Annotated in this window: 19 protein-coding genes and 2 pseudogenes; 3 read left to right on the plus strand and 18 right to left on the minus strand. The window is 55.2% G+C overall.

Features of this window, described 5'->3' with window-relative positions:
- Window positions 1–42 precede the first annotated feature (42 nt).
- Window positions 43–459, plus strand: coding sequence for a SufE family protein (locus P1P91_RS08250; protein WP_311881882.1), 417 nt, complete (start codon window positions 43–45; stop codon window positions 457–459).
- A 91-nt stretch (window positions 460–550) separates the two neighbouring features.
- Here the strand turns inward: P1P91_RS08250 and P1P91_RS08255 are convergent.
- Window positions 551–1,117: pseudogene (locus P1P91_RS08255) on the minus strand (Na+/H+ antiporter NhaC family protein); the annotation flags it as partial.
- 660 nt (window positions 1,118–1,777) lie between these two features.
- On the opposite strand from P1P91_RS08255, the gene ltrA reads away from it, so the two are divergent.
- Window positions 1,778–3,043, plus strand: a complete 1,266-nt coding sequence (ltrA, locus tag P1P91_RS08260; protein WP_311881884.1) for a group II intron reverse transcriptase/maturase — start codon at window positions 1,778–1,780, stop codon at window positions 3,041–3,043.
- A gap of 85 nt (window positions 3,044–3,128) precedes the next feature.
- On the opposite strand, the pseudogene P1P91_RS08265 reads toward ltrA, so the two are convergent.
- The 4 genes and pseudogenes from P1P91_RS08265 to P1P91_RS08280 all read right to left on the minus strand — a co-directional run.
- Window positions 3,129–3,479 (minus strand): annotated as a pseudogene (locus P1P91_RS08265) (integrase core domain-containing protein); the annotation flags it as partial.
- A gap of 16 nt (window positions 3,480–3,495) precedes the next feature.
- On the minus strand, window positions 3,496–4,575 hold the full coding sequence (locus P1P91_RS08270; protein WP_311881886.1) for an IS110 family RNA-guided transposase: 1,080 nt from the start codon (window positions 4,573–4,575) through the stop codon (window positions 3,496–3,498).
- Between the two features lie 178 nt (window positions 4,576–4,753).
- Window positions 4,754–5,047, minus strand: a complete 294-nt coding sequence (locus tag P1P91_RS08275) for a DDE-type integrase/transposase/recombinase (protein ID WP_311881888.1) — start codon at window positions 5,045–5,047, stop codon at window positions 4,754–4,756.
- 128 nt (window positions 5,048–5,175) lie between these two features.
- On the minus strand, window positions 5,176–6,144 hold the full coding sequence (locus P1P91_RS08280) for a reverse transcriptase domain-containing protein (protein ID WP_407650522.1): 969 nt from the start codon (window positions 6,142–6,144) through the stop codon (window positions 5,176–5,178).
- Window positions 6,145–6,217: 73 nt separating this feature from the next.
- Between P1P91_RS08280 and P1P91_RS08285 the strand changes: the two genes are divergently transcribed.
- Window positions 6,218–6,967, plus strand: coding sequence for an IS5 family transposase (locus tag P1P91_RS08285; RefSeq protein ID WP_311881892.1), 750 nt, complete (start codon window positions 6,218–6,220; stop codon window positions 6,965–6,967).
- Here the strand turns inward: P1P91_RS08285 and P1P91_RS08290 are convergent.
- From P1P91_RS08290 to hutG, 13 genes are all read right to left on the minus strand, one after another.
- Window positions 6,950–7,546 carry a reverse transcriptase domain-containing protein gene (locus P1P91_RS08290; protein WP_456068223.1) on the minus strand — a complete coding sequence of 199 codons (597 nt, stop codon included), beginning with the start codon at window positions 7,544–7,546 and terminating at the stop codon, window positions 6,950–6,952. The two genes, P1P91_RS08285 and P1P91_RS08290, sit on opposite strands and share 18 nt — an antisense overlap.
- 656 nt (window positions 7,547–8,202) lie before the next feature.
- On the minus strand, window positions 8,203–8,661 hold the full coding sequence (locus tag P1P91_RS08295; RefSeq protein ID WP_311881894.1) for a helix-turn-helix domain-containing protein: 459 nt from the start codon (window positions 8,659–8,661) through the stop codon (window positions 8,203–8,205).
- Window positions 8,658–9,149 (minus strand): transposase, encoded by a 492-nt coding sequence (locus tag P1P91_RS08300; protein ID WP_311881896.1) that lies wholly within the window; start codon window positions 9,147–9,149, stop codon window positions 8,658–8,660. The genes P1P91_RS08295 and P1P91_RS08300 overlap by 4 nt, the downstream gene beginning before the upstream one ends.
- 55 nt (window positions 9,150–9,204) lie before the next feature.
- A complete protein-coding gene (locus P1P91_RS08305; protein WP_407650523.1) occupies window positions 9,205–10,536 on the minus strand; it encodes an IS1380 family transposase in 1,332 nt (443 codons plus the stop codon).
- A gap of 134 nt (window positions 10,537–10,670) precedes the next feature.
- Window positions 10,671–12,203 carry a histidine ammonia-lyase gene (hutH, locus tag P1P91_RS08310; protein ID WP_311881897.1) on the minus strand — a complete coding sequence of 511 codons (1,533 nt, stop codon included), beginning with the start codon at window positions 12,201–12,203 and terminating at the stop codon, window positions 10,671–10,673.
- A 13-nt stretch (window positions 12,204–12,216) separates the two neighbouring features.
- A complete protein-coding gene (locus P1P91_RS08315) occupies window positions 12,217–13,530 on the minus strand; it encodes an aminotransferase class I/II-fold pyridoxal phosphate-dependent enzyme (protein WP_311881898.1) in 1,314 nt (437 codons plus the stop codon).
- Between the two features lie 57 nt (window positions 13,531–13,587).
- A complete protein-coding gene (locus P1P91_RS08320) occupies window positions 13,588–14,931 on the minus strand; it encodes a YjiH family protein (protein WP_311881899.1) in 1,344 nt (447 codons plus the stop codon).
- A 145-nt stretch (window positions 14,932–15,076) separates the two neighbouring features.
- Window positions 15,077–16,003: an electron transfer flavoprotein subunit alpha/FixB family protein gene (locus P1P91_RS08325; RefSeq protein ID WP_311881900.1), complete on the minus strand. Its 927-nt coding sequence runs from the start codon at window positions 16,001–16,003 to the stop codon at window positions 15,077–15,079.
- Window positions 16,000–16,752 (minus strand): electron transfer flavoprotein subunit beta/FixA family protein, encoded by a 753-nt coding sequence (locus P1P91_RS08330; RefSeq protein WP_311881901.1) that lies wholly within the window; start codon window positions 16,750–16,752, stop codon window positions 16,000–16,002. The genes P1P91_RS08325 and P1P91_RS08330 overlap by 4 nt, the downstream gene beginning before the upstream one ends.
- Before the next feature lie 24 nt (window positions 16,753–16,776).
- Window positions 16,777–17,916 carry an acyl-CoA dehydrogenase family protein gene (locus tag P1P91_RS08335; protein ID WP_311881902.1) on the minus strand — a complete coding sequence of 380 codons (1,140 nt, stop codon included), beginning with the start codon at window positions 17,914–17,916 and terminating at the stop codon, window positions 16,777–16,779.
- Complete coding sequence (locus P1P91_RS08340) at window positions 17,916–19,031, minus strand: CaiB/BaiF CoA transferase family protein (RefSeq protein WP_311881903.1); 1,116 nt, start codon at window positions 19,029–19,031, stop codon at window positions 17,916–17,918. The genes P1P91_RS08335 and P1P91_RS08340 overlap by 1 nt, the downstream gene beginning before the upstream one ends.
- A gap of 69 nt (window positions 19,032–19,100) precedes the next feature.
- Window positions 19,101–20,780 (minus strand): urocanate hydratase, encoded by a 1,680-nt coding sequence (gene hutU / locus P1P91_RS08345; RefSeq protein WP_311881904.1) that lies wholly within the window; start codon window positions 20,778–20,780, stop codon window positions 19,101–19,103.
- A 38-nt stretch (window positions 20,781–20,818) separates the two neighbouring features.
- Window positions 20,819–21,745, minus strand: coding sequence for a formimidoylglutamase (gene hutG, locus P1P91_RS08350; protein ID WP_311881905.1), 927 nt, complete (start codon window positions 21,743–21,745; stop codon window positions 20,819–20,821).
- Window positions 21,746–21,750: the final 5 nt, after the last annotated feature.

Genomic DNA, 21,750 nt, shown 5'->3' on the forward strand with positions numbered 1-21,750 from the left:
GTTATAATGCGGCTATATTCACCTGACGAAAAAGGACTCGCCATGAGCGCCGAAGAAGCTCAGCAAGAGCTCGTCGAAGAGTTCGAAATGTTTGACAACTGGATGGATCGCTACCAGTACATCATTGACATGGGCAAACAGCTGCCGGCCTTCCCCGAGACGTGGAAAATCGAGGAATACAAGATCAAGGGCTGCCAGTCCAATGTCTGGATGAATCACGAAAAACAGGACGGCCAGCTGACGTTTTACGCCACCTCGGATGCGGCCATTGTGTCGGGGCTGATTGCGGTACTGCTGCGCATCTACAACGAGCGCAGCCCGGCAGAAATCCGCGCGGCGGAGCCGCATTTTCTCACCGATCTGGGGCTTGATAAGCACCTTTCGCCCACGCGCAGCAACGGCCTGCACGCCATGCTGCAGCGAATTTTCCAGGTGGCGGAAACAGAAGCCGCTGACTAGAAAACTTGAGCGGTGAGGTGATTTAGTGACAAGACAGGCCGCAAGTAGACGCGGCCGGGCTGCAAAGCCCGACCGCGTAGATTGACCCATGTTAAAGCACCATGGCGGCCAGCCATCCCGCTGCCAGCAGGGGCAGATTAAAATGTAGAAAGGTTGGCACTACGGTATCCCAGATATGGTCGTGCTGCTCATCGGCATTGAGACCAGCAGTCGGACCTAGAGTAGAGTCGGATGCCGGCGAGCCGGCATCACCCAGGGCGCCCGCAGTGCCGATCAGGGCGATCGTTGCTAGTGGCGAGAAACCATAAGCAATGCAAAGTGGTACATAGATCACAGCGATAATCGGTACCGTCGAAAAAGATGAGCCGATACCCATGGTAACCAGCAGCCCGACGAGTAACATTACGATAGCGGCTAGAGCCTGGCTATCGCCAATCAGGGCAGTTGAGCTTTCTACCAGGCTTGATACTTCACCAGTGGCCACCATCACCGAGGCAAAACCCTGGGCTGTGACCATTATGAAACCGATCAATGCCATCATACGCAAGCCAATAACGAAAACGTCATCGACTTCATTCCAGCGAAAAAAACCTGAAAGGCTCAAGATGGCAAAACCAATCAATCCCGCCAGCAGCATTGAGCCCAGCATTAGCTGTGCGACCAAGGCAGCCACGATGGCCAGCAGGCTAAGACCAATCTGACTCGTTTTGAGCTCGATCTTTTGTGGTTTCTGGTCGGTGTCTGCAATTGCCCTTGTCTTGTACTCTCGGGGCGATGACTGTCAAGCTTGTTGGAAGTGTGCCCTGAAGGCTGAGCATGAGTAACGTGCCAGTCATGCTGTATCTGTGATGAGGGCGGGCCCCTCGGATACGCCGATCAGGCGGTGTGTCCAAACCACCCTGAGCTGCTGGCGTCAAGAGCGTCGGTGGTGAGCGTCAGTGGAAAAGGCAAGGCGAGACCTTGTCAGGTGTGAATAGCGGAGACGAACGAAAGTGAACCACCGACGAAGTGTCGATAATTGCAACCGATATCAAAACTGGGGTCTTTCCAATGCCCCAGGACAAGTCAGGCGGCAACCTGAACGTGGGCCTGATGGTATCCGGCATAGAGGTGGCGTGACCGTTATTCAGGCGCAGATACGGAACAGGGGAACCTGTCACGTCGATGCCAAGGGAGCGATTCAATCAGAGGCCCTGAGAGAATCTGAGTACCGATGCGACGTACAGGGGCGGAGTCGTGCGTAGTAGTGATGAAAAGGCTGTAATGGCCTTGGAGCGAAGGCACGGCCCTATCCAGCCGGAGCCAGGAGACAACTGTCATGAGGCAGGATGACCTTCAGGTGACGGCAAAGCCATTCGAGATACCCAAGCGGATACTTTGGGAGGCATGGAAACGCGTGGCGGCCAATAAAGGTGCGCCGGGCGTCGACAAGGAGAGCATTCAAGCCTTTCAGGAAAAGCTTGGCCCCAAGCTGTACAAGTTGTGGAATCGCATGAGTTCGGGTAGCTATCATCCTGCACCTGTTCGCCAAGTTCTGATACCGAAAGGTGATGGGCAGTTCAGGCCGTTGGGGATTCCCACGGTCGGCGACCGGGTGGCGCAAATGGCAGTAAAGATGATCCTGGAGCCCAGGCTCGAAAGGCTCTTCCATGCGTCGTCATTCGGCTATCGTCCGAGGCGTGGTGCACATCAGGCGGTGATGCAAACACGTCGCAACTGTTGGCGATATGACTGGGTGGTAGATCTGGATATGAAGGCATTCTTCGATACCATCGACCATGATCTTCTGATGAAGGCGGTGGAGAAGCATGTGCCCGAGCTCTGGATACGTCTTTATATTCGCCGTTGGCTAAAAGCACCACTGATACAGGAAGATGGGGCGCAAGTAGATAGGGATCGAGGCACGCCGCAAGGCGGGGTCATTTCACCAATCTTAGCAAACCTCTTCCTGCATTATGCCTTTGATGCCTGGATGGCCCGCACGTTTCCCCATCTTCCCTTTGAAAGATATGCCGATGATGTGGTTTGCCACTGTCGGACAAAAGAGGAAGCGGAGACGCTGCTGACCACCCTGCATCACAGGATGAGCGAATGCCGGCTGGAGTTGCATCCCGACAAGACCAAGGTGGTGTACTGCAAGGATGGTCGCCGGAAAGGTGGTCACCCGCATACCCGCTTCGATTTTCTGGGGTTCAGCTTTCACGCGAGAACCGTTCAGGACAAGCAGGGAAACCTATTCACTGGGTTCAATCCTGGGGTGAGTCGCAAGTCACTCAAGCGGATACATGAAACGCTCCGACGTATGAATATTAATCGAGCGACATGGGCAGACCTTCGTCAACTGGCGGATTGGCTCAACCCCATGGTGCGAGGATGGGTAACATACTACGGAAAGTTCTATCCGCAGCCTCTGGCACGAGCGCTGGTGAAGATCGATCTCCGTCTTGGCCGCTGGGCACGCAACAAGTACAAGCGATTGAGAGGGCACAAACGCCGGTCATGGGCTTGGGTAAAGAAGGTCCGTACGGCACAGCCAACACTCTTTGCGCACTGGGAGTTCGTCTACTCGAAGAAGGCCGGATAGGAAGAGCCGTATGAATCGAGAGGTTCACGTACGGTTCTGTGAGGGCCTGAGGGGGGTGGTTCCCTCGGGCTACTCGACCCTGGAATCAGGCGGCTTCTAATCGCTGATCCTGTTGAACCAGCGGGTCTTCCTGGTCGGGGTTCAGCCAGACTGTCCGGCGCGGTGTCCAGTTGCGGGTGGCACTGCTCCACCGCCCGGGATGTTGCCGTTTCGCCTCGGCATAGATGGCGCCTCGCCTTGCCAGCACCTCGTTATCCAGGCCGGCATGCCGCTCACCCGGGGTGACGAACCGTATGGCGCTGTGGCGGTGTTCGTGGTTGTACCAGTGCACGAAGCGCGTCACCCACTGCTGCGCCGCTAACAGGCTCTCGTAGCCGTCCATCGGGTAGTCGGGCCGGTACTTGCAGGTCCTGAACAGCGACTCCGAGAAGGCGTTGATGCTCCTATATCTGTCAAGTCGCGTATTCAGCTACTTTGGGGCCATACCGTAGGAGACGATAAACCTCACGAATGATGTAACGCTTGAGGCACCTGACAATGTCACGTTTCGTCTTGCCTTCTGCGGTCCTTCGCGCAACGTACACCTTAGTTGGCTCGTGGCCTCGCATTCGCACAATCGCCGCGCGATAGATGGCAGCATTGAGCTGTCTGTGTCCACCCCTGTTGATTCTATATCGGCCTGATGTCATGCCTGATGAGGCGGGAATAGGGCTAATGCCGGCCAGCTTTGCCAATGCCGCCTCGGATTTGATCCTTTCAGGATTATCTCCCACAACAATCAGTATTTCTGCTGCCGTGTGAGTGCTGATGCCATACGACTCGACCAGCTGCGGTACGGCTTCTTGGACAAGGTCATAGATCATTTTATTCAATGCACCGGCTTCCTCATCCAGAGAAATCCAGCGCCGAGACAGGGAACGAAGCGTATGTTTAATGCTATCTGTCGTATTCTCCAACAAGCTGGGACGTAGCCTGGAAAATTTGTGTGCAAGCGCCAATGGCGTTTTCGCTTCAGCGCTAGCCCGGACATCGTCTGGTGCATGAACCAGCATGGCCTTCAGGGTCACCATGGCCGCTGTACGGGCTTTGACGGCCGTATCATAAGCCACCTTCAGCTGCCGAACCATTTCAGCAGTGCCATCGGTCACCTTGGGTATAGCGGTTGCCGTTCTGGACAGAACAGCACGGGCGGCATTCTCGGCGTCTAGGGTATCGGATTTTCCATTCAGCCGCCTGAGACGGCGATTGGGGCGACTCACCTCGATGACCAACGTGTCATGCCGGCGAATGAAGGAAGTCAGAGCGGCGCCGTAGGAACCGGTGCCTTCCACACCAAAGGCCAGGATTCGACCAAAAGAGCGTGCCCAGGCCAGCAGCTTTTCAAAGCCGTCACGGTCCGCCGTAACTGAAAGCGTTGATCGTAGGCCAGCGGTTGTATCTACAACGGCAGCAACATGGATATGCTTATGCGTATCCACCCCAACGACGATATGGCCGGAAGGTGCGATATCAGGTAACTGTAAAGCCGTCATGTCAGCCTCTGAGTATGTCGAGTTATGGTCTCCAGAATCGGCCAAGTGGACAGGACTGTCATGAGAGTATATGCCTTCAGGCTCCTATTAAGTCACAGCTTCGCCATACTGGATCAGGTGCCCGGTCCGGAGCTGACAGATCAACGCCAAGGCATGCAACGGCCAATCATTGCAAGAGTCAAGCCACCAAGACCAGGTCTTCCGGATCGATTATGAATCCGACGTATAAAGACTGACAGTCATTGGAGACCCGAGGGCGGCTGTACGATGGGGTGATGTTTAACCGCTGCAGCGTCGCCTGAAGCGTCGAGCCTTTCATGGCGGAGCCATTATCGGCGTGCAATACCAGTGGCTGGTTGATGCAGCCTTCCCGCAGTACGGCACGCTGGATTACCTCGCTGCTGTTGGCCATGGATTCCTGGTCGAAGACCTCGGCATCGACGATTTTGCGGCTGTAGATGTCGATGATCATGTACAGGTAGTAGAACTGCCCACGCACCTGGGTCGGTAGTGGAGTAAGAAGCAGGGCGTAGTCGAGCTATTTCCCTACTTCTCCTCCCCGAACCGTACGTGCACCTCTCAGCGCATACGGCTCTCCATTCAAGTGTGGCTCAAAGCCATGGCAACATCTCGGTAGCGCGAAGTGACGGTGTTGCGTACCTCTTCCTGTGGCAGATAGGGATTTGCCTCAGGAAGCCGCCATCGGAAGGTCATCTTTCGACTGGTTACCAGACGTCTCAGGCTCGTTACGCAGAAAACACCTCTGCCATTTGGGCCAAAGAATTTCCATGTCTTGGCTTGTTTCTCTGTTGGTCTCAGGAAGTGTTTTCGCATCATGGACTTTATCGATGCGCGATACTTCCTTGATAGCCAGTGGCCAAATCGCCAGAAGACAATGCCATCTATCTTCCTGTAAGTGATCGCGGTGTAGTCGGTATGCTGGTAGAAATTTGCCCATCCCGCCAGTCGGCGATTCAGGCGGTCCACCATGTCAATCCTATTCGCGCTATGATTGCTAGACAATTCTTTCGCCAGTGATGCAGCGAAATTCTTTGCCTTTTCACGGGGGATGGACGTGACCGGGCGCATTGTGCCATTGGGACCGCGTTTACGGACTACTCTATGACCCAGGAAAATGAACCCATCATTCACATGTGTAACATGGGTCTTATCCATATTCAGAGTTAATGAGAGGTCGTCCTCAAGGAACAGTCGGCACTCCTCGCGGATAGCCTCAGCATGAGCCTTGTTTCCTTTAACAACCAAGACGAAATCATCAGCGTAGCGACAGTAAGCTACCGCTGGTCGCCAATGTCGTCTTTCTCGCATGGCGATTGGAAATTCTCGTTGGATGCTAGAGTTCCAGTACCAACGATCTTTGCGAGCCTTCTTGCCAAGATAGCGTTTCTCAAGCCATTGGTCGAATTCATTCAGCATGATATTCGACAGTAATGGTGAAAGCACACCACCTTGCGGAACGCCGTCGTGAGCAGCATGAAACAGCCCTTTGTCGACATGGCCCGCTTTGATGAATTTCCAGAGGAGGTCTAGGGCCTGTTGACGTTTCATGGCAGGGGTATTGGCAGGATAGGGGCAAGCTCGCAGAATAAAAGTTCCCACACCAACAAACTGCAAGCCTGCCATGCCCCGACAAATGCTCACGGATGAACACTGGTCGAAGCTGAAACCTATCCTGCTTCAACAAGGTATTTATGACAAGGCCGACTTGCGTACCACGATAGAAGGCATCCTTTATCGGATGCGCACCGGCTGCCCGTGGCGGGACCTACCGGAGACGTTTGGCCCCTGGAACACGGTCTACAAGCGTTTTAACGCCTGGTCAGCGAGTGGAAAGCTGATGAGGCTTTTCAGCTCTCTGGTGGAGGAGCCTGATGTTGAGTGGCTGTTCATTGATGGCTCCTACGTCAAGGCCCACCAGGACAGCACCGGAGCTGCCACGGAAGACGCAGAAGCCATTGGCAAAAGTCGTGCAGGCAATACCAGCAAGATCCACTTGACCGTAGATGCCTATGGGCTACCGATCACCTTCAGAATAACCGGGGGTGAGGTGCACGACAGCACGGAAGCCCGGGCATTGATTGACGATTTGCCAGCGGGTGATGCATTGGTGGCTGACAAGGGCTATGACAGCGAGCGTATCCGTGAACAGATCGAAGCCAAGGGCATGGCTGCCGTCATTCCACGCAAACGCAACTCAAAGAAAGGAAATGCCAATCTGGACAGAGGCTTATATCGCTATCGGCATCTGGTTGAGAATGCCTTTGCTCGATTGAAGCCGTATCGCGCCATCGCAACGCGTTACGACAAGCTCAAGCGAAACTACGAAAGCATGGTGGCCTTGGCCTGCGGCTTTTTATGGCTGCCCATGTGAAACGTCAACACGCCCTAGGAAACGACTGTCACAAATCCGCCTGCGAACGCACCGCATCAGCTTTCGGTGGTGGACAGTATCAAAGTAGCTTGCCAAGTCGCCTTCTATGACCCAGCGGCCCTTTGTTTCTCCACTATCCGTAAGCTGCAATTTCACGGTTCGGATAGCATGGTGCACGCTTCTTTCGGGGCGGAAGCCGTAGGATAAGCGATGGAAGTCGCTTTCCCATATGGGCTCCATTGCCATCAGCATCGCACGTTGTACAATCCTATCTCGCAGTGTTGGTATCCCCAGTGGGCGCTTCTTGCCGTTGGCCTTCGGAATATAGATACGACGAGCAGGCTGAGGCTGATAGGTTCCAGCCAGCAGCTCTGAGCGAATATCATCCACATAGTGGCTAATATCCTGCTCTACTACTCGTCGAGTCTCACCGTCTACCCCAGCAGTCTTGGCCCCCTTTGATGCCAGTGTTTTCCACGCAGCATCCAGGAGCCAATCGCGCCCTGCAATCAGCCTCAACAGTCGATCAATCCTACGATTCGGATCTTCTGTTGACCATGTTGCTAGCTTGCTCTGCATTTCCCTGATTATCAAAGGTCTTCACCTCTCTCAGTCAGGTAATTAGTGGAACAAGCCACTTGAACTGCCTCCCTTCGCCATGTGGTGGGCTTTCCCCACCTCGGACTACTACGGAGGCTCCGCCAGCTTGTTGGGCATCGGGGTCGCACTCCCTTACCATCCCATACAAGCCTTCCCTCGTTTACATGCTGGACTCAAGCGTATGGAGGAGGTTGCCGATCGCAATCTTTACCCTTGCATGCTGCAAGTTGGTGTACCCGGTACGGATTAGCTGCGCACTGTCCATACCTCTGTTGGCAACGACTTGGCTATTCGTTGCCCGCAGCAGAAGTGAGCCGTACCTGTACTCACTGCTGGGGTACACACCTCCAATAAGCCGTGTAGGAGGTGGCGACACGTTCAGCCCACAGACGCGGATTAATCGGTTCGTGTTCCTCAACCTTTCCATACTTAGCCTAGAGGTGCATCTTGGCGTAACGGCTTCGCCTCACACCCCGTTTCCCACGGGTTACATCACCCTGCCAGTGCACTGCAGGTCACTGCCGCTTCGGCTCATGCCCTCTCACAGCAGAGGGCAGCCCTTCACTAGGAGCATCCTGCTCGTCATGAAGGTATTCCAGTCATGCTCGTGCCCATTCAGCTACTTCCTGCTGCCTTCAGGGTCGAGGCACACAGTAGGTCACGTCCCAGCTCCAGCAAGCATTGGGGCGTGTCACCCGGTGTCGCTGTGGGTCGCCCTTGGGACGTGGAGCGCGAGCGCGGCCACGGTGGTGCTGCTCACCATGCTCCCGGAGGATGCGGTAGTAGCTGGACTCTGACGCCACGTAGCGGCCTTCTTCGTCCAGCAGCCGCGGCACGATCTGTCCGGGCGGCAGGCTGGCGAACTCAGGACGATGGCAAATCTCCAGCACCTGCTGACGTTCCTCCGGCGATAGGGCATGGCGCGGGACAGGCCTCACCGCTTTAGGCCGGCGATCCTGATCACCCCGCACCCAGCGGCGATACGTGTTGGTACCGATGCCGAGCTCTGCACACGCGGCTTGCAGGCGGGCTCCTTCGGCGAGGGCCTCATCGATCAGCTGTATGGCGTCCTGGCGATCTGAAGTGCTGATCATTCGTCCTCGTCCCCCCAGATCGCTCGGGCCTTTTTTCGCAATGTCAGTAGTGCAGCGGTTTCCGCCAGCGCGGCCTCCTTGCGGCGGAGCTCGCGCTTGAGTGCCTTGTTCTCCTGGCGCTCCGCCTTGCGTGCCTCACTCTGCTGCTTGGTGGCGGCATCGCTTCGGTCGTTAGCGCCTTCACAGCTCGCACGCCAGCGCTGGACCTGCTCGGGATAGAGGCCACGCTGCCGGCAGTATTCAGCACGCTCAGCTTCGCTGAGGGCCGCTGTCTCCAGAACGGCGTGGAACTTGTCCTGCGAGCTCCAGCCTTCGGGATCATCGCTCTGGTCAGGTAGCAAACGGCCTGCTTGTCGAGCCTTCTTGCGCCAGTTGTACAGTGTCGCAGCGGAGATGCCTTCTTCCTGGGCCACTTCTGCCACCGTGCGGTTGTGCGGTGGGAGCAGCTTCTTGAGGATGGCTTCCCGGCGCTCGTCGGAGTACTTCATCGGAACCTCATCACGCCCCATATGGTTCAGAGTCTAACAGCCGCAGAAACTCCAACTAGCGTGACAGTGGGGGACCCAGATGAAGGGTGATCCGCCGGGCATGCAGCTTCAGTGTGGCGGCGACCTTAAGCACCTGCTCGCGCATCCGACTCAGGCTCCAGCCTTGCCGAGTCTGCCGCTCCAGCAGGCAACGCAGACCATGCAGGACCTGGTAAGCATAGAGGCTGAGTAGCAGGCTCACCTCGTTACGCGCCATCACGTCCTGAACCGTGGAGGCGCCACGATCCGTCGACGAGAGGTGTACGTCGAGCGCTGATTTCACCTCGCCCATGTGCGCTTCGGCGCTACCGCGCTTGCGGTACAGTGCCAGGACCTTCTCCGGCGGCCAGTCGAACTTGTTGAGGTTGGTGACCAGGAAGAAGGCATGCAACAGCAGGTCATCGGGTCGCTCTTGCACGACCAGTACCACGCGCCGTGGTTCAGGCCAGGTGCCGGCCTGGTACTCCAGGTCATGACACCATTCCCGTGGCTGCTCGGGCGGCCGACCTCGGGGCCGCTTCAGGTACGGCGCCGCCAGTGTCTGCAGCCCCGTGTGACTGCGCAGCCGGCCCAGGTACTCGATGCCGCGATCTTCCAACGCCTCCAGCGTGTCGTTGTCGGTGAACCCGGCGTCGATACGCACCCGAACCTGGGCGCCGGTGCTTTCGTTGAGCCGCTTCACCAGGTGCGGGATCCAGGTATCGGCGTTCTCGGCCGGGCCGGCGTTGCCTTCGCGTAGTAGGCCGCCCACCATGTCACCGGTTTCGGCCAGCGAGGCGACCAGCGGCGAGTAGATGCGGACCCCGTAAAGGCCATGATAGGCCGAGCCACCTTGGTGACCGTGGACCTCGATCGGCAGGCCGTCGATGTCGAGGGTCAACTGCTTGGGTCGCTCGCCGTTCTTCAGCGAGGTCAGGCGCCAGACTACCAGTCGCAGCAGGCCTTCATGCACGGCATCGATGTTGTCGTTGCGTCCAAGGCAAGTCAGCAGCCGCGACAGCGTGGCTTGAGACGGCCGGTCCTGGGCCAGTGGCGTCATTCCACGCGCATCGCTGCAGGCCAGCTGCCAGAGGGGATCACGCCGCAACGTGTCGGTATCGCTGAGGTCGATCCAGCCCATCGCGCGCTGCAGCACCAGGGTTCGCAGCTGGCTGGCCAGCGAGTGGCGGATGCGTAGCGGGTGGCGTTGATCGACCAGATTGTCTTCGAGCGCCTCGATCACACCGCTGTTGTCGAGGGCTTCACGCAGCAGCAGAGCGCCGCTGTCACTGGTGGTGCGGTGGCCGCTCAGCTCGACACGGACGGAGCCGTTGCACGAGGGCGTCCAGGTAGATAGGCTTTCACCCATAGCGGATGGCTCTCTTGGTTCAGGTTCTTGGCGGAACACATTGAATTTTCAAGAGAATACCATCCGCTATCTTCGTTTTCAGGCCGGCCTCATGAATAGGCCGGGTTAAAGGGACCATCTTATTGCATCGATTTTTAATAACTCGGAAGCAGTGTCCCAGGCATTAGGCCGTTCAGGATACGCTTGTGCAAAAGATCAGTAGCCGCGTCGATATCCGGAGCGAAGAAGCGATCCTGATCGTAGTGGGTGACGCGCTCGCGCAGCGCCCTACGTGCCTGTTCCAGCCTCGGCGAAGTACTCAGGCCGGGGCGCATATCGAGGCCCTGGCAGGCGGCCAGCCATTCGATGGCCACGATGCCGCGCACGTTGTCTGCCATTTCCCACAGGCGCTTTCCCGCAGCCGGCGCCATGGAGACATGGTCTTCCTGGTTGGCCGAGGTTGGCAGGCTATCAACGCTGTGAGGATGAGACAGCGCCTTGTTCTCGCTAGTCAGCGTCGCAGCGGTAACCTGAGCGATCATGAAGCCGGAGTTGACGCCGCCTTTTTCTACCAGGAACGGCGGCAGCTGGGACATGTGCTTGTCCATCATCAAGGAAATTCGCCGCTCCGACAGCGCACCGATCTCGGCAATAGCCAGTGCCAGGTTGTCGGCGGCCATAGCCACCGGCTCAGCATGGAAGTTGCCACCGGAGATGATGTCACCCCCCTCGGCAAATACCAGCGGGTTGTCCGACATCGCGTTGGCTTCCACTTCCAGCACCTCAGAAACCTGGCGCAGCTGGGTCAAAACCGCGCCCATTACCTGAGGCTGACAGCGAAGCGAGTAAGGGTCCTGCACCCGATCGCAGTCGATATGCGAGATACTGAAGTCGCTGCTCTCACCGAGCAGGTGGCGATAGGCAGCAGCAGCATCGATCTGTCCTTGCTGGCCACGAGCTTCATGGATGCGCGGGTCGAAGGGCACGCGAGAGCCCAGAGTGGCCTCGACGGTCAGTGAACCGCTCACCGTGGCGGCGCTGAACAGGTCTTCGGCATCGAACAGCCCTTTGAGGGCGTAGACGGTAGACACCTGTGTGCCGTTGAGTAGTGCCAGGCCTTCCTTGGGGGCGAGCTGCATAGGCTCAAGCCCTGCAACTTCCAGCGCCTTGGTAGCGGGAAGCCACTTGCCCTGATGACGCGCCTCACCTACACCCAGCAGCAGTGCGCTCATATGCGCCAGCGGTGCCAGATCGCCGGAAGCACCTGCTGAGCCTTTGAGCGGAATACGCGGATACACCTCGGCGTTGATTAACGCGATCAGAGCATCCAGCACCTCGCGGCGAATGCCCGAGAAGCCTCGTGCCAGGGCGTTGACCTTGAGCACCATGATCAGCCGCACCAGGCTATCGTCTATGGGAGAACCCACCCCGGTGGAATGGGATAGCACCAGCGAACGCTGCAGATCTTCCAGCTCGTCGTCGGCAATGCGGGTTTGGGCCAACAGACCGAAACCGGTGTTGATGCCGTAGACCGTACGGCCTTCTTCCACAACCTGATTAACGCAGTCAACGCTGCGCTGAATGGCTGCATTGGCGCTGTCCGGCAGGCTAACCTGGACTGGCGCTTCGAACACCTGGCGCAGATGCGCCAGGGTCGTCTTGCCTGGGGAGATAGTTAAGGTTGTCATATGCTGTTCCTGTTTACTCAGGTGTCGTGATGGGGTAACAAAGATTATTCTTGGTTCTTGCTTTTTCGCTGACAGCGAGACGAATACTTAAAGCAATTCCCTCTGCAGCCTGTTCGATCTCTTCCATTGACAGGAAGGTTGGAGCAATACGAAGGTGGCTATCTTCTGGGTCGTTCCCATAGGGAAAAGCCGCGCCAGCTGGGGTCATTGTAACGCCAGCTTTCTCGGCGAGTTCGACAGCACGACGAGCGCATCCCTTGGGAGTGTGTAAACTAATAAAATAACCGCCTTTAGGGCGAGTCCAGTTTGCCACTGTTGGATCGGTGAGCCAACGATCGAAAGCAGCGTGCACTGCTTCAAATTTAGGGTCGATGATCTGACGATGGGCGTCCATGAGAGCGTGCAATGCCTGCTCATCGGGGAGCAGGGCCATATGGCGAAGTTGATTGATTCGATCTGGAACGATTGAACGTTTTCCGATTTTCTCGAGAAACCACTGCAGGTTATCTGTGGAACTGGCGAAAGCAGCGATGCCTCCGCCCGGAAAGGTAACTTTGGACGTCGAGGCAAAAACCAGCGCCCGATTGGGATGCCCCGCGCTTTCACATGCGTCGAGGATGTTGGCGATTGTAATGCGTTTTTCGGTGAGGTGGTGGACAGCGTAGGCATTGTCCCAGAATAGGCGGAAATCAGGCGCTGCAGTGGTCATGGAGGCAAGACGTTTAATCACCGAGTCTGAATAAATTGTGCCCGTAGGATTACTGTATTTGGGCACACACCACATACCTTTGATGGAGGAGTCTTCTGCTACCAATTCCTCTACTTGATCCATATCGGGACCATCAGCATCGAGTGATACTGGGCACATCTCGATGCCATATTCCTCAGTCATATTGAAGTGGTAGTCATAGCCGGGTACCGGGCAGAGAAAGCGTATTTTTTCTTCCTGGCTCCAAGGTAACAAACTGTCAGAGTTTCCTCTGAGAAGGCTGAACACTAGATAGTCGTGCATCAGTGCAAGACTGGAATTGCCCTCGACCAAAGTGTTCTCCGGTGGAGCGCCGACCAGTGCCGACATTAGCTCACGAGCTTCAGGCAAACCACGCTCACCGCCGTAGTTGCGGCAGTCGGCGCCATCGCTTGCCATGTAGTTACCACTACCGGGCAAATTTAATAGCTGCTCGGCTAATGCTAGCTGCTCTGGTGCTGGCTTGCCGCGGGCCATGTTAAATTGGATACCCATAGCCTTAAATTTGTTATATTCTTCGTTTATCTTGCGATGGACCTTGTCTAATTCAAAATTATTTAATTGTTGTAATGTGGTCATATCCTACCTCGCATGCATAGGTCGCATCAAAGTACAACCGAATATATCAATGTTTTTTTAAAATATTAAGTGAGTCGCAATTGCCACTAAGGGGATGGCGATAATAGTTCGAATCAAGAAAATGACAACCAGGTCAAGGATAGATAGTGGGATGTCTGACTCGAGTATAGCATTAGCGTTTTCTGTAAAGAAGATAATTTGAACTGTTGACAGAGTGCATACAAAAAAGATGCTCATTGGAGCGGCATCGGTTCCAGAAATAATGATGACTGGCAGCGCAACTTCGGCAATGGAAATCAAGACTGTTGGCGCGATTTTATCCGCATTGGGAAGCTGAAGCATATCCAGAGGATATTGAAAACCAGCGCCAAGATATTCAAAAATTGGTGTATAAGTAGCCAAAATAAGTGATAGCGTTGCAATAGCAATAACGTAGGCGACTATCTTCTGTGTAAAAGCAATTGCATCCCAGAAGGCTTTTTTGAAAACCTCAGGGCCCGAAGCAGCAGCACGTCTTGACGCTGCTTGACAGGCACGCACAAAAATATTTCCTTTCGCTAGATTATCCGTGTCACTTTTTATATATTCCTGACTATCGATATAACTATCACTTTTCCTGGATAGCGGAGGGATTCGGATCATTATAGCGGCAAGTAAAAAAGTTATAACGAATGACGTGATGATCATATGCGGGAGATAGTTAAGAATTCCACCAATCGATACCAGTAATGCAAAAAAACCAATACTTACCACACTGAAGTTTGTTGCAATGCTGGCAGCTTCCCTCTGATTATATTTTCCTTCTCTATAAAACTGATTCGTGACAAAAACGCCGACAGCGGGCGAGGCGACAAATGAAGTAACCGAATCCACTGCTGCCCTGCCAGGAACACGATAAAATCTTCTCATCATTGGCTCCATCAATGTGCCAATAAATTCGGGAAAACCAAATGCCATCAAAAAAACCACCAAGAATCCCGCTATGGAAACTGTTAATAACACGCTACCACCGAGCGTGAGCGCTAACCCTCCCACATCCTCGTGGAGCAGCCAGTCGGGCCCAACTTCAAATATAATAAGTATCGAAAATATGGCTGATAATATGAAAAGAAGTCCAATAATATTCCCGTCTTTTTTATGATAGTTATTGACTCGCCTATTACTGGTAAATCTAGAGGCTATCCATGTAGTGCAGAGTAGAACAACCACCCCAAGGGTAATATACTGCAGATTTCCACCGAGAATATCTTTGACGTAATCAATAAGTATTACCAAAGGTATTTTGGTTTCGCCTTCCTGCACTGAAAAAGGGATAAAGAAAATGCCGACTCCGATAAGGCTGCCAAAGATTGCCTTCAACGCAGCAGAGTTTGGAGTGTTAGTCACTTCCGTCTTGTTCATTGTTTTCTCCTTTAGTATTTATATTGAAAGCTCGGCTACAGAGAAAATTGGCCGGTTTTGGTGACAGCAGAGGTGATAAAACATGCTGTCATTTGGTGGTAACACCCACAACTACTGGGAGAGTCTATAGGCAGGTGCTGATTATTTAGAGCTTGCTTTCCAGTTCCGGCACAGCCTCAAACAGATCAGCAACCAAACCGTAATCGGCTATCTGGAAGATGGGTGCGTCGTCATCTTTGTTGATCGCCACAATCACCTTGGCGTCTTTCATTCCCGCCAGGTGCTGAATGGCACCGGAAATGCCCACCGCGACATACAGATCGGGGGCAACGATCTTGCCGGTTTGCCCTACCTGCATGTCGTTGGGCACAAAGCCGGAGTCCACCGCGGCTCGGGAAGCGCCAATCGCGGCACCTAGCTTGTCGGCGATGCCGTTAAGCAGCTTGAAGTTGTCGGCACTTCCCATACCGCGACCGCCGGAAACGACCGCTCGCGCGGCACCCAACTCGGGACGATCGCTCTCAGCCAAGGACTCCTTGACGAAAGCCGATATGCGATTCTCGATGCTCTGTTCGACTGCCTCGATACTTGCGTTGCCACCTGCGGCCACCGGGTCAAAGCCGGTAGCACGCACCGTGATAACCTTTAGGGCATCGCTGCTCTGCACGGTGGCGATGGCGTTACCTGCATAGATCGGTCGCCTGAAGGTATCGGCGGATTCCACGGCAATGATATCAGATATCTGCGCTACGTCTTTCAAAGCGGCAACCCGAGGCAGCGCATTTTTGCCATTCGTCGAAGCCGCCGCCAATACGTGGCTATAGTCATCGGCCAGCATGGCCAGCAGTTCGCTTAGCGGCTCGGCCAGCTGGTGGGCAAAAACGTTACTATCGGCCACGCGCACCTTGGTCACACCGTCGAGTTTGGCGGCCGCCTCCGCCACGGCGTCAACGTTGTCGCCGGCTACCAGCAGATCAATATTGCCGCCGATCGCCTGGGCGGCAGCAACGACATGGGCAGTCACACTGTCCAGCTCACCGTCCTGATGCTCTGCCAAAACCAGAATACTCATGAAATCACCTTGGCTTCGTTCTGGAGTTTGTCCACAAGCTCATCAACTGAGCCCACCTTTATGCCACCTTCACGTTCGGCCGGTGGTTCAACCTTGATCAGAGCCAACTTGCTGGCCACGTCGAGGCCCAGCTCTTCCGGGGTTTTGACGTCCAGCGGTTTCTTCTTGGCTTTCATGACATCCGGCAGCTTGGCATAGCGCGGCTCATTCAAACGCAGATCGGCGGTCACCACCGCGGGCAAAACCAGCTCAAGCGTCTGCAGGCCGCCGTCGATTTCGCGGGTCACCTGCAGCTTGCCGTCTTCCACGGTAATCTCGGACGCAAAGGTGCCCTGAGGGCGTCCGGTCAGCGCCGCCAACATCTGCCCCGTCTGGTTGTTATCGGTATCGATGGCCTGCTTCCCAAGAATGATCAGCTCCGGCTGCTCTTCCTCAACCAGCTTGGCCAGCGCCTTGGCAGCGCCCAATGATTCAACGCGCTCATCGGTTTGTACATGGATACCCCGATCCGCACCCAGTGCCAATGACGTTCGCAGCTGTTCCTGAGCCGCTTTAGGCCCAACAGTAACGGCGACCACCTCGGTAGCCACCCCCTTCTCTTTCAGGCGTACCGCCTCTTCCACGGCGATCTCGCAGAAGGGATTCATGGCCATCTTGACGTTGGTTAGGTCAACGTCGGAGTTATCCGGCTTCACGCGAATCTTGACGTTGTAGTCAATGACGCGCTTGACAGCGACGAGTACTTTCATGGTTATAGCTCCAAGTCTAGCGAACTAGAAAGTGATGGCACGCCCGATAATAAGCTTCTGGATCTCGGAGGTACCTTCGAAAATACGTGTGATTCGGGCATCACGATAATATCGTTCGATAGGGAGGTCGCTGATATAGCCGTAACCGCCATGAATTTGTACTGCGTTATCGGTAATTTTCGCTGCAGTTTCGGATGCAAATAGCTTGGCAACAGCAGATTCAACGCTAAATCTTTGGTCTGTATCACGCGCATCAGCCGCTTTGTAAGTGACCAGTTTTGCTGCTTCCAGCTGAGTATGCATCTCAGCTAACATCCACTGGAGGCCTTGGTGTTTGCATAATGGCTTACCACTAACCACACGCTCTTTTGACCACAATATGCTGTCATCGTAAGCCGCCCTAGCAATACCTAAACTCATAGCAGCAATCTCTACGCGACCACGGTCAAGAACTTCCATAGCAGTTGAAAACCCTGCACCCTCCTTACCTAATAGAGCGCTTTCGGGTACGACGCAATCAAAACTGATTTCGTAGATATGACTACCACATAGCCCAAGAGTCTTTTCAGGACTAGCATAGTTAATACCTGAATTATCGCTATCGACCAAGAAAGCGGAAATACCTTTATGACCTGCATCAGGATCTGTCATGGCATAAACCACAAGGAAATCAGCGTAAGCACCATTAGTGATATAGTGCTTGGTTCCTGTTAGATGCCAACCTTTTTCAGTACGTGTTGCCTTCGTCCGCATCTCAGCCGGATTTGAACCAGCTCCAGGTTCAGTAAGGGCAAAAGCCCCGAGTAACTCGCCGGCAGCGCATCTTGGCAAATAATCTTGCCTTTGCTGCTCGGTGCCGCCTATCAAAATTGAGTCAGTTGACAAAAAATGTGCTGTTAGAGAAGAACAAGTAGCAGCACAGTGGTAGGCAACTTCTTCTACAGCTAGTGTCATGCCGATACTGCTAATATCAACGCCATCATAGTCGGACGGCAAATTCATTCCCCAAAAACCAAGTTCGCCTAAAGCTTTTAAGCTTTCAGTACAAAATTCGCGCGTTTCATCATAATATTTGGCATTATCCTTCAACACCTCGGAAGAAACTTTTTTGGCAATATCTTGAAAGGCGATTTCGTCATCGTTAAATGTGAAGTCCATAATCATTAACCTTTTAGCAAGCTGTTGTGTTGTCCAAGTTTTGGTGCGGGCTGGTCATTAGCAACTTTTTTCCCGTTAAAATACACCGGTTGTGCAGGGGATCGCCATTGGCCCATATCCATCAGCAGCTGTCGGCTGTCGGCATGCTGGGACTGTGATGTTTGCTTGATGTCCCAGATAGGAGAGGCCGGCACACCTGCTGCATCAAGCTTAATGCAGATTCCATCCACTGTATCCTGCTCCGTCCATGCTTCGATAATTGCCTTAAGCTCTGCTTGGTTAGCACAGCGCCGTTCATCGCTTGAGAAGCGCTCATCGCTAATAAGTTCAGACATTTCCATACATTCAGCCAAACGTTTAAAAAGACCGTTTGATATAACAGCGATAATCACTTTACCATCGCTTGCTTGGAAGCTATCGAAAGGAGCAGAGAGTGGGTGGCGATTGCCAATTGGCGAAGGAGCCTGGTCATTAGCAACATACTGGGCAAGATTGGTGACTTGCATTGAAAATAGGCAATCGAGCATGGATACGTCGAGATAGCAGCCTTTTCGCTCAGGGTCACGCTCACGCTGAAAAAGTGCTGCACAAATTGACCAGCTGGAAAACATCCCGGCACAGACATCCCCCATGGATTCGCCAATCCGAGTTGGCGGGCCACCTTCAGGGCCAGTGGCTGCCATGATGCCGGATAACGCTTGGGCGATGATGTCATAGGCTGGTTTAGAGGTCATTGGTCCTGTTTGCCCAAAGCCTGAGATAGAACAATAAATCAAGCTTGGGTGACGCTCACGAAGCGTTTTTTCATCGATACCAAGGCGTGAAGTGACTCCGGGACGGAAGTTTTCTACTATAACATCAGCATTTTTACACAACGTATCAAAATGAGATTTATCTTTGGGATCTTTAAGGTTCAGGCATAGACTTTTTTTTCCACGATTGAGCATTGAGAAATAAATGCTCTCATCTTCCATAAAGGGGGCAATATGACGGCTGTCGTCACCGTGCTCAGCTTCAATCTTAATAACCTCGGCCCCTAGATCGACTAGCATCGAAGTACAATAAGGGCCGGCTAACACGCGCGACAAGTCAAGAATAGTCACGCCCTGTAATGGCTGCATAGCCACCTCCGGCTTTCGCTTATAAACAGGCACTCTGTTGAGTGCCTGTGGAATTTTATTAGGCGCTTTTTATTTGACCATCGGCAAATCCAAGCCGTTTTCTTTGGCAGATTCAACAGCGATGTCGTAGCCTGCATCGGCGTGACGCATGACGCCGGTCCCCGGGTCGTTGCGTAGTACGCGACCAAGGCGAGCATGGGCGTCGTCGGTGCCGTCGCAGACGATCACCACTCCGGCGTGCTGGGAGTAGCCCATACCTACGCCCCCACCGTGGTGTAGCGACACCCAGGTAGCTCCGCCGGCGGTATTGAGTAGGGCGTTGAGCAGCGGCCAGTCGGAAACGGCATCCGTCCCGTCCCGCATCGACTCGGTCTCACGGTTGGGGCTGGCTACCGAGCCGGAGTCTAGGTGGTCGCGACCGATGACAACGGGCGCCTTGAGCTCGCCGTTTTTGACCATCTCATTGAAGGCTTGGCCGAGACGCGCGCGGTCCTTGAGGCCGACCCAGCAGATGCGTGCCGGCAGGCCCTGGAAGGAGATACGCTCCTTGGCCATGTCGAGCCAGTTATGCAGGTGCGGATCGTCGGGAATCAGCTCCTTGACCTTCTGATCGGTCTTGTAGATGTCCTCCGGGTCGCCGGAGAGCGCTGCCCAGCGGAAGGGCCCAACGCCCTGACAGAACAGCGGACGGATATAGGCCGGCACGAAGCCCGGGAAGTCGAAGGCGTTCTTGACACCTTCTTCCTGGGCCATCTGGCGGATATTGTTGCCGTAGTCGAAAGTGGGAATCCCCATCTTCTGGAAGTCGAGCATGGCCTGGACGTGGACAGCCATAGACTGCTTGGCAGCCTTGACGACGGCTTTCGGCTCCTGCTTGCCGCGAGCCATATAGTCATCCCAGGTCCAGCCGGAGGGCAGGTAGCCGTGCAGCGGATCGTGGGCGCTAGTTTGATCGGTTACCATGCCCGGGCGCACCCCGCGCTTGACCAGCTCCGGTAGCACATCGGCCGCGTTGGCACACAGCCCGATGGATACTGCCTTGCCTTCCTGAGTGTGCTTTTCAATACGCTCCAGAGCGTCATCAAGATTCTCGGCCTGCTCGTCCAGATAGCGGGTACGCAGACGGAAATCGATACTTGACTGCCGGCACTCGATATTCAACGAGCAGGCACCGGCCATACTGGCTGCCAACGGCTGAGCACCGCCCATGCCGCCAAGGCCGGCGGTGAGAATCCAGCGGCCCTTGAGATCACCCTCATAGTGCTGACGCCCCGCCTCGACGAAGGTCTCGTAGGTGCCCTGGACGATGCCCTGAGAGGCGATGTAGATCCACGAGCCCGCAGTCATCTGGCCGTACATCATCAGGCCCTTGCGATCCAGCTCGTTGAAATGCTCCCAGTTGGCCCAGGCCGGCACCAGGTTGGAGTTGGCGATCAGCACCCGCGGGGCATCTTTATGGGTTTCGAATACGCCTACCGGCTTGCCGGACTGAATCAACAGGGTCTGATGGTCCTCCAGGCGCTTGAGAGTCTCGATAATCTTGTCGTAGCACTCCCAGTCCCGGGCGGCGCGACCGATACCGCCGTAGACCACCAGATCCTCGGGGCGCTCGGCCACGTCCGGGTGCAGGTTGTTCATCAGCATGCGCATGGGCGCTTCGGTCAGCCAGCTCTTGCAGCTAAGCTCGGGGCCAGTAGGTGAAGCAATCTTGCGGCTAGGGTCGTGACGCTTCTGGTCTTGGTTGCTCATATTTTCATTTCCTCGTGTTGTCATTAGCTGTTATGCACTCAGCCGTTCAGTGTCAACAGATGAACCAGCCGCGCTGCCAGCTTGGCGGTACGATTGTCGATGTCGTAATCGGGGTTGAGCTCGGCCAAATCGGCCAGCCGCAGCTTGCCGCTGTCGCGGATTGTTTCGATCAGGGGTTCAAACAAGACAAGCGACACGCCGCGAGCCGCGGGCGCGCTGACGCCGGGCGCTTCGCAGGCCGGCAGGACATCAAGATCAACGGTCAGATAAAGGTGGTCGCAGGAAGCGATGAAGCGTTCAACATCCTGTCTCAGCTCTTCGATGGCTGTAGGCGAGAAATCACGATCTTCGCGAATCAGCACCTGGAGCTCAGCGGCGCGCTCAAACAGCGCCCGGGTATTGCTGGCTCGGCTGACGCCCAGGCAGGCGTAATGAAATGACCAGCCGAGCTCCTCGCACTGCTCGGCAATTTGCGCAAAGGGCGTACCGGAAGAGCGCACGTGCTGCGGATCGCGCAGGTCGAAATGGGCATCCAGATTGATAATACCGACCCTGGGCGACTTGTTGCCCTGGTTTTCCAGGTGACGCGCCAGCCCCAGCCAGCTGCCAAAGGCAATCTCGTGGCCGCCGCCCAGCACCACCGGCAGGTGACCGGCATCAAGCAGCGGAGCGAGGCGCTCACCAAGATGTTGCTGAGCCTGCTCCAGGGCATCGCCTTCACAGATCACGTCGCCGACGTCATAGGCCGGCCCCTGACGATGCCAGGCCTGCGAAGCCAGCGCGCGACGAATCGCGACAGGGCCCTTGGCCGCCCCGACGCGGCCCTGATTTCGCGCGACGCCGGAATCGCTGGCAAAGCCGAGCAGGGCGCAGCCTGCTGCTGCGTTTTCGCTCAGCGGTCGGACGCGCTGATGCCAACGCTCACTGTTGAACTCGGGGTCGGTGCGGCCTTGCCAGATTGTCATATCGA

The organism is Halomonas piscis, assembly GCF_031886125.1.
Classification (GTDB): domain Bacteria; phylum Pseudomonadota; class Gammaproteobacteria; order Pseudomonadales; family Halomonadaceae; genus Vreelandella; species Vreelandella piscis.

Coding starts and splice junctions, on each gene's coding strand:
- P1P91_RS08335 (WP_311881902.1), bottom strand. CDS start 17,916: ATGATTATGGACTTCACATTTAACGATGACGAAATCGCCTTTCAAGAT.
- P1P91_RS08300 (WP_311881896.1), bottom strand. CDS start 9,149: ATGAAGTACTCCGACGAGCGCCGGGAAGCCATCCTCAAGAAGCTGCTC.
- P1P91_RS08275 (WP_311881888.1), bottom strand. CDS start 5,047: ATGATCATCGACATCTACAGCCGCAAAATCGTCGATGCCGAGGTCTTC.
- hutU (WP_311881904.1), bottom strand. CDS start 20,780: ATGAGCAACCAAGACCAGAAGCGTCACGACCCTAGCCGCAAGATTGCT.
- P1P91_RS08325 (WP_311881900.1), bottom strand. CDS start 16,003: ATGAGTATTCTGGTTTTGGCAGAGCATCAGGACGGTGAGCTGGACAGT.
- hutG (WP_311881905.1), bottom strand. CDS start 21,745: ATGACAATCTGGCAAGGCCGCACCGACCCCGAGTTCAACAGTGAGCGT.
- P1P91_RS08285 (WP_311881892.1), top strand. CDS start 6,218: ATGCCCCGACAAATGCTCACGGATGAACACTGGTCGAAGCTGAAACCT.
- P1P91_RS08320 (WP_311881899.1), bottom strand. CDS start 14,931: ATGAACAAGACGGAAGTGACTAACACTCCAAACTCTGCTGCGTTGAAG.
- P1P91_RS08250 (WP_311881882.1), top strand. CDS start 43: ATGAGCGCCGAAGAAGCTCAGCAAGAGCTCGTCGAAGAGTTCGAAATG.
- hutH (WP_311881897.1), bottom strand. CDS start 12,203: ATGACAACCTTAACTATCTCCCCAGGCAAGACGACCCTGGCGCATCTG.
- P1P91_RS08340 (WP_311881903.1), bottom strand. CDS start 19,031: ATGCAGCCATTACAGGGCGTGACTATTCTTGACTTGTCGCGCGTGTTA.
- P1P91_RS08270 (WP_311881886.1), bottom strand. CDS start 4,575: ATGACGGCTTTACAGTTACCTGATATCGCACCTTCCGGCCATATCGTC.
- P1P91_RS08315 (WP_311881898.1), bottom strand. CDS start 13,530: ATGACCACATTACAACAATTAAATAATTTTGAATTAGACAAGGTCCAT.
- P1P91_RS08295 (WP_311881894.1), bottom strand. CDS start 8,661: ATGATCAGCACTTCAGATCGCCAGGACGCCATACAGCTGATCGATGAG.
- ltrA (WP_311881884.1), top strand. CDS start 1,778: ATGAGGCAGGATGACCTTCAGGTGACGGCAAAGCCATTCGAGATACCC.
- P1P91_RS08305 (WP_407650523.1), bottom strand. CDS start 10,536: ATGGGTGAAAGCCTATCTACCTGGACGCCCTCGTGCAACGGCTCCGTC.
- P1P91_RS08330 (WP_311881901.1), bottom strand. CDS start 16,752: ATGAAAGTACTCGTCGCTGTCAAGCGCGTCATTGACTACAACGTCAAG.
- P1P91_RS08280 (WP_407650522.1), bottom strand. CDS start 6,144: ATGAAACGTCAACAGGCCCTAGACCTCCTCTGGAAATTCATCAAAGCG.
- P1P91_RS08290 (WP_456068223.1), bottom strand. CDS start 7,546: ATGCAGAGCAAGCTAGCAACATGGTCAACAGAAGATCCGAATCGTAGG.